At 50.5% G+C, this 10,350-nt stretch carries 10 protein-coding genes and 1 pseudogene; 4 read left to right on the top strand and 7 right to left on the bottom strand.

Annotated elements, in window-relative coordinates:
* Window positions 1-206: 206 nt before the first annotated feature.
* A pseudogene (locus tag ABZJ92_RS05490) lies at window positions 207-647 on the bottom strand (DUF805 domain-containing protein).
* A 100-nt stretch (window positions 648-747) separates the two neighbouring features.
* On the opposite strand from ABZJ92_RS05490, the gene ABZJ92_RS05495 reads away from it, so the two are divergent.
* Together ABZJ92_RS05495 and tpiA are read left to right on the top strand one after the other, a co-directional pair.
* A complete protein-coding gene (locus ABZJ92_RS05495; protein WP_000802226.1) occupies window positions 748-1,347 on the top strand; it encodes a YiiQ family protein in 600 nt (199 codons plus the stop codon).
* Window positions 1,348-1,454: 107 nt separating this feature from the next.
* The gene (tpiA, locus tag ABZJ92_RS05500) at window positions 1,455-2,222 is read left to right on the top strand and encodes a triose-phosphate isomerase (RefSeq protein ID WP_001216325.1); all 768 of its coding nucleotides are present in this window, start codon (window positions 1,455-1,457) and stop codon (window positions 2,220-2,222) included.
* 54 nt (window positions 2,223-2,276) lie between these two features.
* Here the strand turns inward: tpiA and cdh are convergent, their stop codons facing one another.
* The 5 genes from cdh to cpxP all read right to left on the bottom strand — a co-directional run bounded on the left by cdh (window position 2,277) and on the right by cpxP (window position 7,141).
* Window positions 2,277-3,032, bottom strand: a complete 756-nt coding sequence (gene cdh / locus ABZJ92_RS05505; RefSeq protein WP_005050421.1) for a CDP-diacylglycerol diphosphatase — start codon at window positions 3,030-3,032, stop codon at window positions 2,277-2,279.
* Between the two features lie 106 nt (window positions 3,033-3,138).
* Window positions 3,139-4,128 (bottom strand): sulfate/thiosulfate ABC transporter substrate-binding protein Sbp, encoded by a 990-nt coding sequence (gene sbp / locus ABZJ92_RS05510; RefSeq protein ID WP_001045689.1) that lies wholly within the window; start codon window positions 4,126-4,128, stop codon window positions 3,139-3,141.
* Window positions 4,129-4,447: 319 nt separating this feature from the next.
* Window positions 4,448-5,410 (bottom strand): 6-phosphofructokinase, encoded by a 963-nt coding sequence (pfkA, locus tag ABZJ92_RS05515; protein ID WP_000591795.1) that lies wholly within the window; start codon window positions 5,408-5,410, stop codon window positions 4,448-4,450.
* A 180-nt stretch (window positions 5,411-5,590) separates the two neighbouring features.
* Window positions 5,591-6,493: a CDF family cation-efflux transporter FieF gene (fieF, locus tag ABZJ92_RS05520; RefSeq protein WP_001076748.1), complete on the bottom strand. Its 903-nt coding sequence runs from the start codon at window positions 6,491-6,493 to the stop codon at window positions 5,591-5,593.
* A 147-nt stretch (window positions 6,494-6,640) separates the two neighbouring features.
* Window positions 6,641-7,141, bottom strand: a complete 501-nt coding sequence (cpxP, locus tag ABZJ92_RS05525; RefSeq protein WP_001223800.1) for a cell-envelope stress modulator CpxP — start codon at window positions 7,139-7,141, stop codon at window positions 6,641-6,643.
* A gap of 149 nt (window positions 7,142-7,290) precedes the next feature.
* On the opposite strand from cpxP, the gene cpxR reads away from it, so the two are divergent.
* Both cpxR and cpxA read left to right on the top strand, forming a co-directional pair.
* Window positions 7,291-7,989 carry an envelope stress response regulator transcription factor CpxR gene (gene cpxR / locus ABZJ92_RS05530; protein ID WP_001033722.1) on the top strand — a complete coding sequence of 233 codons (699 nt, stop codon included), beginning with the start codon at window positions 7,291-7,293 and terminating at the stop codon, window positions 7,987-7,989.
* On the top strand, window positions 7,986-9,359 hold the full coding sequence (gene cpxA, locus ABZJ92_RS05535; protein WP_000580436.1) for an envelope stress sensor histidine kinase CpxA: 1,374 nt from the start codon (window positions 7,986-7,988) through the stop codon (window positions 9,357-9,359). The genes cpxR and cpxA overlap by 4 nt, the downstream gene beginning before the upstream one ends.
* Before the next feature lie 105 nt (window positions 9,360-9,464).
* Here the strand turns inward: cpxA and yiiM are convergent, their stop codons facing one another.
* The gene (gene yiiM, locus ABZJ92_RS05540; RefSeq protein WP_001270270.1) at window positions 9,465-10,139 is read right to left on the bottom strand and encodes a 6-hydroxyaminopurine reductase; all 675 of its coding nucleotides are present in this window, start codon (window positions 10,137-10,139) and stop codon (window positions 9,465-9,467) included.
* Window positions 10,140-10,350: the final 211 nt, after the last annotated feature.

Consider the following 10,350-nt stretch of genomic DNA (forward strand, 5'->3'; position numbering starts at 1 on the left):
ACCTCTGTATATTCGCCTCTCTGTCGATTACGACTTAAGAATAATGCGCCGTTAAGGGAAGAACAAACAAGTAATGATCTTATGGATTACCATTTTTTTTGATATTGCTTAAGGTGAAGAGTTCAGAAGGATTTTCCGGGTATTGTCATTTGCATCGTGGAAATAACAATCCCGGAAAAAAATAGCAGTAAGAGATATATTAAAGGTTAATTACTTGATTTATTGTCGGCTTTATACTTCACATCCTGAGTATCTTTACCATATTTATTTTCGCCTTGTGTGCCAACAAACGCACCAAGATCGATAAGCATCATCACCAGAATCAACGTCGGGACAAAACGCCCCACCGCCCATTGCCAGACACCCGGTAAAATCGCTCAGTTACCCGCCAGCAGCATCCACGCCACAATCATCAGAAATGCCCATGCGCCGGAACGCCCGCGATCATGCAAGCGCTTAACAGTTACTGCCGCTGTTGGCCAGAGCAAGCACACAAGGCAAAACGCCGCGGTCTGAATATCGAGTAGATTCTTACCCGCCAGTGAGAAAAGCACCAGCATGCCTGCGAACCACAGGCCTATCCAAATCCAGAAATCACGGCGTCCAATACGCCCTTTAAATGAGAATAACCATTGCTGTATGGTCATGTAAGTTCCTTGATGGTTGTCTTTTCCAGGATTCTACCCTTTTGACAAGGGCGACAGATATCGTTTTAATCGGAGCCAGTCATAACAAAAGGTACTGTCAATGAAGCCAGGGTGTACGCTGTTTTTTCTCTTATGTTCTGCATTAACCGTTACAACAACGGCGCATGCACAAACACCAGATACGGCAACGACCGCGCCTTATCTGCTGGCTGGAGCCCCTACTTTCGATCTCTCCATCAGCCAGTTTCGAGAAGACTTTAACAGCCAGAATCCCAGCCTGCCACTGAACGAATTTCGTGCCATCGACAGCAGTCCCGACAAAGCCAATCTCACTCGTGCTGCAAGTAAAATTAACGAGAACTTGTATGCTTCTACAGCGCTGGAGCGCGGTACCTTAAAAATCAAAAGCATTCAAATGACCTGGCTACCCATCCAGGGGCCAGAGCAAAAAGCAGCGAAAGCGAAAGCTCAGGAATACATGGCAGCAGTGATCCGCACACTCACCCCATTAATGACCAAAACACAAAGCCAGAAAAAACTGCAGTCGCTACTAACGGCGGGGAAAAACAAACGTTATTACACCGAGACAGAAGGTGCACTGCGTTATGTTGTCGCGGACAACGGCGAAAAGGGGCTGACCTTCGCTGTTGAACCGATTAAGCTGGCGCTATCTGAATCGCTTGAAGGTTTGAATAAATGACAAAAAGCAAAGCCTTTGTGCCGATGAATCTCTATACTGTTTCACAGACCTGCTGCCCTGCGGGGCGGCCATCTTCCTTTATTCGCTTATAAGCGTGGAGAATTAAAATGCGACATCCTTTAGTGATGGGTAACTGGAAACTGAACGGCAGCCGCCACATGGTTCACGAGCTGGTTTCTAACCTGCGTAAAGAGCTGGCAGGTGTTGCTGGCTGTGCGGTTGCAATCGCACCACCGGAAATGTACATCGATATGGCGAAGCGCGAAGCTGAAGGCAGCCACATCATGCTGGGTGCGCAAAACGTGGACCTGAACCTGTCCGGCGCATTCACCGGTGAAACTTCTGCCGCTATGCTGAAAGACATCGGCGCTCAGTACATCATCATCGGCCACTCTGAACGTCGTACTTACCACAAAGAGTCTGACGAACTGATTGCGAAAAAATTCGCGGTGCTGAAAGAGCAGGGTCTGACTCCGGTTCTGTGCATCGGTGAAACCGAAGCTGAAAACGAAGCGGGAAAAACTGAAGAAGTTTGCGCACGTCAGATCGACGCGGTACTGAAAACTCAGGGTGCTGCGGCATTCGAAGGTGCGGTTATCGCTTACGAACCTGTATGGGCAATCGGTACTGGCAAATCTGCAACTCCGGCTCAGGCACAGGCTGTTCACAAATTCATCCGTGACCACATCGCTAAAGTTGACGCTAACATCGCTGAACAAGTGATCATTCAGTACGGCGGCTCTGTAAACGCGTCTAACGCTGCAGAACTGTTTGCTCAGCCAGACATCGACGGCGCGCTGGTTGGCGGTGCTTCTCTGAAAGCTGACGCTTTCGCAGTGATCGTTAAAGCTGCAGAAGCGGCTAAACAGGCTTAAGTCTGACAGGTGCCGGATTTCATATCCGGCACTTACTTTCCTTAACTCCTCGCCTTAACGCAAAATCTCACACTCATGATCCTGGATTTCCTCGGCTGAAGCACGGTTCAGCGTCAGTAGATTTCGTTGTGTCGCCAGCAACACAAACGAATTATCACTCTGCCGTACCATCGCCAGCCCGTAGCTTCCCATATGTTCCCGCGCCTCAGGCACTTCTTCTGCAAGCATCATAAATGGGCTGCGTTGTACCAGTTCGCTTTCCGTTACCCGACGCGCCAGGTATTCATGCCCGCGCAAACCACCTGGCAGTGGCAACCAGCGGCTGCTGATGTTCGCCAGATTTTTATCCAGTTGTTCGCGCACATCAGGACGAATACAAGAGATATGAATATGAAAATGGTTTTGCGTATGCCCGGTGCGGGAGTTGATCGCCAAAGAAACCGCGCGATCGGGAACCGGCTGGCCGTATTTTTTGCTCATAAAATCACGCGCCTGCCAGGCCAACCAAAAGAAGTTCGGCGTTGAAGGATCGGTCAACAAAGGACTTTCAGTACCGTTAATACGATACGTTGGCATCAACAGATATTGCAGTGGACCATTAAGATCTTTTAAAACCACGTATCCGGCATTGGGTTTGACTTCCGCACATGGCGAAGGATTTTGATTTTGCTGCTGATTGGGCAAACATTCCTCAAGGACAATCTTACGTAATGTATCCGACTCTTCACCGGTTAATTTCCAGTAACCAATACCGGCAGCCACAACGGCGATAACTATCATCACCAAAAAAAGAAGACCCGCTTTTTTCATCTTTTTTTCCCTGTACCTCAAAGAGATGCAAGGGTAACGCAAAATCGTGACAAATAAAAAACCCGGTCGCGAGAAACCACCGGGTTTGATAATTATCCTAGGGAAATCAGCGTTTGCTGATCTGATCGAACGTACCGCCGTTAGCAAAATGCTCTTTTTGCGCTTTCGTCCAGCCGCCGAACTCTTCATCAATGGTGAATAACTTCAGCTTTGGAAACGCATTTTCGTACTTTTTCGCTACTTCAGCGTCGCGCGGACGGTAGTAGTTTTTCGCGGCAATTTCCTGACCTTCTGGCGAGTAGAGATATTTCAGGTAGGCTTCCGCCACCTCTTTGGTGCCTTTTTTCTCGACCACTTTATCGACCACCGACACCGTTGGCTCTGCGAGGATAGACTCACTCGGCGTGACGATTTCGAATTTATCTTTCCCCAGTTCATTCGCTGCCAGCAGAGCTTCGTTTTCCCAGGCGATCAGTACATCGCCAATCCCGCGCTCGACAAAGGTGTTAGTGGAGCCGCGCGCGCCAGAATCCAGAACTTCGACGTTTTTATACAGTGCCCGAACAAAATCCTGTGCTTTTGCCTGATCGTTGTTGTTGTGATGCAGCGCGTAGCCCCAGGCAGCCAGGTAGTTCCAGCGTGCGCCACCAGAGCTTTTCGGATTAGGCGTGATCACCGAAACACCCGGTTTAATCAGATCGTTCCAGTCATGGATCTGCTTCGGATTGCCCTTACGCACCAGGAAAACAATGGTGGAAGTGTACGGTGCGGAGTTATCCGGCAGACGTTTGATCCACTCTTTATCAATCCGCCCGCGTTCCGCAATCGCGTCCACGTCATAGGCCAGAGCCAGCGTGACAACATCAGCTTCAATACCGTTGATTACCGACGTCGCTTGTTTACCTGAACCACCGTGTGACTGACGAATCACCACGTTATCACCAGTTTGCTGTTTCCAGTGGGCGCTGAATGCCTTGTTGTACTGTTCGTACAATTCGCGCGTTGGATCATATGAAACGTTAAGAAGCTGAATATCCTTTGCCATAACGCTGGTTGCCGCCAGCAAAAATGTTAACCCTACGCCCCACTTGTTCATCGCCCGACTCTCTTATGTTGTGTTGTGATGAGCAAAGCGTGCCAGAAGGTTAACCAAACATTAAAGAATAAAAAAAGATTGGCTATAACTTGCGGGTATATGTTGAGGGATTAAAAAGGCGGAAGAAATCCGCCTCATATTGCTGACAAAGTGCGCTTTGTCCATGCCGGATGCGGCGCGAACGCCTTATCCGGCCTACAAAAGTTTGCAAATTCAATAAATTGCAGAATTCATGTAGGCCTGATAAGCGAAGCGCATCAGGCATTTTTGCTTCTGTCATCGGTTTCAGGCTAAAGGAATCTGCCTTTTTCCGAAATCATTAATACAGTTTTTTCGCGCAGTCCAGCCAGTCACCTTTGAACGGACGCTTCATGTTTTCGATAGCGTCGATGATGTCGTGGTGAACCAGCTGTTCGTTCTGGATACCTACACAACGACCGCCGTAACCTGCCAGCAGCAGATCGATAGCGTAAGCGCCCATACGGGAAGCCAGAATACGGTCGTAAGGCACCGGAGAACCACCGCGCTGGATGTGGCCCAGCACAGTTGCGCGGGTTTCACGACCGGTTTCTTTCTCGATGAAATGCGCCAGTTCGTCAACATCACACATATGTTCGGTAATCGCCACGATCGCGTGTTTTTTACCTTTCGCGATACCCGCTTTGATTTCGTTTACCAGGTCTTCACGGCTGAATTCAACTTCCGGAACTACAACGAATTCACAGCCACCGGCAATGGCCGCAGCCAGGGTCAGATCGCCACAATAACGGCCCATCACTTCCACCACGGAAATACGCTGGTGAGAAGAAGAGGTGTCACGCAGACGGTCGATCGCTTCTACAACGGTGCTCAGCGCAGTGAAGAAACCGATAGTGTAGTCAGTGCCTTTGATGTCGTTGTCGATAGTGCCCGGCAGACCGATGCACGGGAAGCCCATTTCGGTCAGACGCATTGCACCCATGTAGGAACCGTCACCGCCGATAACCACCAGCGCGTCGATACCACGTTTTTTCAGGTTTTCGATAGCCACGGCGCGGATGTTCTCGTCGCGGAATTCCGGGAAACGCGCAGAACCGAGGAACGTACCGCCACGGTTGATCATGTCAGACACGCTGTAACGGTCTAGCTGTACCATACGGTCTTCATACAGACCCAGATAGCCGTCATAAATACCCATTACTTCCAGACCTTCTGTCAGCGCAGAACGAACAACCCCGCGAATTGCGGCGTTCATGCCTGGCGCATCACCGCCGCTTGTCAACACACCTATTTTCTTAATCATGACTACCTCTGAACTTTGGAATGCAAAATGAAATCTGTTGCCGGAAGTCTTCTTGCACATCGAAGTGATCCAACGAATGTGCAAATAGTATAACAATCACTTCCTGCTGAATTGATTCAGGTCAGGCCAAATGGCGGTATTTTATACACAAAATGCGGGTCTGGCTCTCTTTTATACTGATTATGAAAGCATAGACCGTTTACCCTCCCTGGGTACGACGGAACAGGGGTCCTGATGGATAATCACATCCGATCCCGGAAAACGCCGTAAAATAGCCTGCTCTACCTGATCCGCCACCATATGTGCCTGAACCAAAGGCAGAGAGTCTTCCATTTCCAAATGAATCTGAATAAAGCGGGTCGGCCCTGACTGCCGCGTGCGAAGATCGTGAGCGCCGCTAACACCCGGCCAGGAAGTCACGATATCAATAATTTCTTGCCGTTCTTCATCAGGCAATGCGCGATCCAGTAATGACTGTACCGCCTCATATCCCATGCGTAACGCGCTATATAAAATATAGATGCCGATTCCCAATGCAAACAGAGCATCGGCGCGATGCCAGCCGTACCAAGACAACCCCAGCGCCAGCAGAATTGCGCCGTTCATCATAACATCAGACTGGTAATGTAGCATATCAGCCCGCACCGCCTGGCTTTGCGTCCGGCGCACCACCCACCGCTGAAACGAGACAAGGATAATCGTACAAATTAGCGCCACAATTGTCACGATAACCCCGACGCCTGGATCTGTCATCGGTGTTGGAGATACCAGATGTTGAATACCCGTCAAAAACAGGAATAGTGCCGAACCGGAGATAAACATACTTTGCGCCAGCGCCGCGAGGGACTCAGCTTTACCGTGACCAAACGAGTGATTATCGTCGGCAGGTTGCAGGGAATATCGCACCACCAGTAAATTCGTCAACGACGCGCCGATATCCACCAGCGAATCCACCAGCGCGGCGAGAATACTCACCGACCCGGTATACCACCATGCAAAAATTTTAATCAGCAATAGCAACGAAGCCATCGCCGTCGCAGCAATCGCCGCCCGACTGACCAGCCGTCCATAAGATTGATTCATAAATACTCCCGCTATCAACTGACGCTAGTATAACGGAAGCAAATCATCTGCAATGCATTAAGCAGCAGGCAAATTGAGGATAAAAAAAACCCCACATCATGTGGGGGAAGACAGGGATGGTGTCTATGGCAAGGAAAACAGGGTTTACTACTGGGAACGTGAGTTGCTACTACTCAATAGCTTCAACGATGAACTTTTTTGCCATTGCGTCACGTCACGCAACTGCTCCATTCGTTGTTGATGTTTCTCGTTTAAAACCGCTTGCTGCTCCGGCGTTAACAGGCGATACATTTGGTTGCGGACTTTTGCCATCTCAACCTGACGAGCAATTTGCTCATTCGCCATTTTTTCTGCCTGTGCGCGCACAGCGTTTTCATCAAAATTTTCTGCGGTGACAAGGCGATGCATTGTCTCCAGTTCGCTAACATTAACAGGAGGCTGTTCGTGCCGGGCCTGTTGCATAAGATCTCGCATCTGCTGACGCTGATGTTCGGTTAAACTTATGCCGTCGAACATATGGCTCTGCGTACTGCGCTGCGTAAGTTCTTCACCCGGATGCCAGTTATCGCCTGAACCGACTTCAGCAGCGTGGCTTAATGAACTGACTGCCAGCGTTGAGGCCATGACGGCAGCGGTAACTATGCGCATCATTTGCTCCCAAAATCTTTCTGTCGCGATTCAACGATAGAGAGTTTACGATTCAGGCTGCAAACATGCGTCAGGGGGTGTAAAACAACGTAAAGTCATGGATTAGCGACGTCTGATGACGTAATTTCTGCCTCGGAGGTATTTAAACAATGAATAAAATCCTGTTAGTTGATGATGACCGAGAGCTGACTTCCCTATTAAAGGAGCTGCTCGAGATGGAAGGCTTCAACGTGATTGTTGCCCACGATGGGGAACAGGCGCTTGATCTTCTGGACGACAGCATTGATTTACTTTTGCTTGACGTAATGATGCCGAAGAAAAATGGTATCGACACATTAAAAGCACTTCGCCAGACACACCAGACGCCTGTCATTATGTTGACGGCGCGCGGCAGTGAACTTGATCGCGTTCTCGGCCTTGAGCTGGGCGCAGATGACTATCTCCCGAAACCGTTTAATGATCGTGAGCTGGTGGCACGTATTCGCGCAATCCTGCGCCGTTCGCACTGGAGCGAGCAACAGCAAAACAACGACAACGGTTCACCGACACTGGAAGTTGATGCCTTAGTGCTGAATCCAGGCCGTCAGGAAGCCAGCTTCGACGGGCAAACGCTGGAGTTAACCGGTACTGAGTTTACCCTGCTCTATTTGCTGGCACAGCATCTGGGTCAGGTGGTTTCCCGTGAACATTTAAGCCAGGAAGTGTTGGGCAAACGCCTGACGCCTTTCGACCGCGCTATTGATATGCACATTTCCAACCTGCGTCGTAAACTGCCGGATCGTAAAGATGGTCACCCGTGGTTTAAAACCTTGCGTGGTCGCGGCTATCTGATGGTTTCTGCTTCATGATAGGCAGCTTAACCGCGCGCATCTTCGCCATCTTCTGGCTGACGCTGGTGCTGGTGTTGATGTTGGTTTTGATGTTACCCAAGCTCGATTCACGCCAGATGACCGAGCTTCTGGATAGCGAACAGCGTCAGGGGCTGATGATTGAGCAGCATGTCGAAGCGGAGCTGGCGAACGATCCGCCCAACGATTTAATGTGGTGGCGGCGTCTGTTCCGGGCGATTGATAAGTGGGCACCGCCAGGACAGCGTTTGTTATTGGTGACCACCGAAGGCCGCGTGATCGGCGCTGAACGCAGCGAAATGCAGATCATTCGTAACTTTATTGGTCAGGCCGATAACGCCGATCATCCGCAGAAGAAAAAGTATGGCCGCGTGGAACTGGTCGGTCCGTTCTCCGTGCGTGATGGCGAAGATAATTACCAACTTTATCTGATTCGTCCGGCCAGTAGTTCTCAATCCGATTTCATTAACTTATTGTTTGACCGCCCGCTATTACTGCTGATTGTCACCATGTTGGTCAGTACGCCGCTGCTGTTGTGGTTGGCCTGGAGTCTGGCAAAACCGGCGCGTAAGCTGAAAAACGCTGCCGATGAAGTTGCCCAGGGAAACTTACGCCAGCACCCGGAACTGGAAGCGGGGCCACAGGAATTCCTTGCCGCAGGTGCCAGTTTTAACCAGATGGTCACCGCGCTGGAGCGCATGATGACCTCTCAGCAGCGTCTGCTTTCTGATATCTCTCACGAGCTGCGCACCCCGCTGACGCGTCTGCAACTGGGTACGGCGTTACTGCGCCGTCGTAGCGGTGAAAGCAAGGAACTCGAGCGTATTGAAACCGAAGCGCAACGTCTGGACAGCATGATCAACGATCTGTTGGTGATGTCACGTAATCAGCAAAAAAACGCGCTGGTTAGCGAAACCATCAAAGCCAACCAGTTGTGGAGTGAAGTGCTGGATAACGCGGCGTTCGAAGCCGAGCAAATGGGCAAGTCGTTGACAGTTAACTTCCCGCCTGGGCCGTGGCCGCTGTACGGCAATCCGAACGCCCTGGAAAGTGCGCTGGAAAACATTGTTCGTAATGCTCTGCGTTATTCCCATACGAAGATTGAAGTGGGCTTTGCGGTAGATAAAGACGGTATCACCATTACGGTGGACGACGATGGTCCTGGCGTTAGCCCGGAAGATCGCGAACAGATTTTCCGTCCGTTCTATCGGACCGATGAAGCACGCGATCGTGAATCTGGCGGTACAGGATTGGGGCTGGCGATTGTTGAAACCGCCATTCAGCAGCATCGTGGCTGGGTGAAGGCAGAAGACAGCCCGCTGGGCGGTTTACGGCTGGTGATTTGGTTGCCGCTGTATAAGCGGAGTTAAACTCCGCATTTGTAGGCAGGATAAGGCGTTTACGCCGCATCCGGCATTTGAGCAGGATGCCTGATGCGACGCTGATAGCGTCTTATCAGGCCTACACTCCGGGGGTTATTTTCCCCACAACCGGCGGGAAAAATCTTCGATCTTGCCGCTCAGTCGGCGCTTTTGCATCGTCCGCGTCCAGCTTTTCGATAACCCGGCGGCGGAGAGTAAACGGTGATACTGATCGTCATCAAACGGCATATGCCATGCGATGGCGGCAGCCTCCTGCACGGTCACATCGCTGACACGGGAAACCAACTCCAGCGGCGCGTCCGCAGACACTTTCCCTGGCGCTATCACGCTATACAACCACCCCACCTTACCTGTGTTTTGCATCAACTGCGCTATATCGCTGATATCAAAATGGTAATTGAGTTTATAGCAAGGCGAGCGCGGCTGGCTGACCTGAATTAATGCCTCTCCCCAGCGGAAAATATCGCCCATATGAACATTACTTTCCGTGAGACCGTCGGTTGAGAGATTTTCGCCAAACGCAGGCGCAACAAACAACTCCGCCTGTTCCGGAAATTCCCGCACCCAGTAGAGATAGTGCTCACGAGGATAATGACACAGCGCTCTGTCTGGCCCGCCGTGAACCTTTTTCTCCGCCTGCTCGTCACCTTCCAGCCCCAGCTCCGTCAGCATCAACTCACCATCAACCTGGATTTTGGCAATTGCGCTGGGTTTGCCTTCGGGATAAGCCTGAATCTTGCCTGTGTATACATCAACCGGATATCGCATCTGTTCCCTCTCCACGAGAAATTTCCCCATTAGACCATATTTATTTTATGTCAGCCGTGCTGTTTTCGCGGTAAGTATCCAGGCAGGAACTCAATAGCAAACCGGACGAACGTTAGTTCATCCGGCTGTGGGGATTAGACTGGCCCCCTGAATCTCCAGACAACCAGTATCACTTATTTAAGTGATAGTCTTAATACTAGTTTTTAGACTA

Source organism: Shigella sp. FJ200513 (assembly GCF_040495915.1).
Lineage (GTDB): Bacteria > Pseudomonadota > Gammaproteobacteria > Enterobacterales > Enterobacteriaceae > ECMA0423.

Excerpts from the sequence above, each read along its gene's own strand:
- cpxP (WP_001223800.1), bottom strand. The coding sequence starts at position 7,141 with ATGCGCATAGTTACCGCTGCCGTCATGGCCTCAACGCTGGCAGTCAGT.
- tpiA (WP_001216325.1), top strand. The coding sequence starts at position 1,455 with ATGCGACATCCTTTAGTGATGGGTAACTGGAAACTGAACGGCAGCCGC.
- cpxR (WP_001033722.1), top strand. The coding sequence starts at position 7,291 with ATGAATAAAATCCTGTTAGTTGATGATGACCGAGAGCTGACTTCCCTA.
- yiiM (WP_001270270.1), bottom strand. The coding sequence starts at position 10,139 with ATGCGATATCCGGTTGATGTATACACAGGCAAGATTCAGGCTTATCCC.
- sbp (WP_001045689.1), bottom strand. The coding sequence starts at position 4,128 with ATGAACAAGTGGGGCGTAGGGTTAACATTTTTGCTGGCGGCAACCAGC.
- cpxA (WP_000580436.1), top strand. The coding sequence starts at position 7,986 with ATGATAGGCAGCTTAACCGCGCGCATCTTCGCCATCTTCTGGCTGACG.
- cdh (WP_005050421.1), bottom strand. The coding sequence starts at position 3,032 with ATGAAAAAAGCGGGTCTTCTTTTTTTGGTGATGATAGTTATCGCCGTT.
- ABZJ92_RS05495 (WP_000802226.1), top strand. The coding sequence starts at position 748 with ATGAAGCCAGGGTGTACGCTGTTTTTTCTCTTATGTTCTGCATTAACC.
- pfkA (WP_000591795.1), bottom strand. The coding sequence starts at position 5,410 with ATGATTAAGAAAATAGGTGTGTTGACAAGCGGCGGTGATGCGCCAGGC.
- fieF (WP_001076748.1), bottom strand. The coding sequence starts at position 6,493 with ATGAATCAATCTTATGGACGGCTGGTCAGTCGGGCGGCGATTGCTGCG.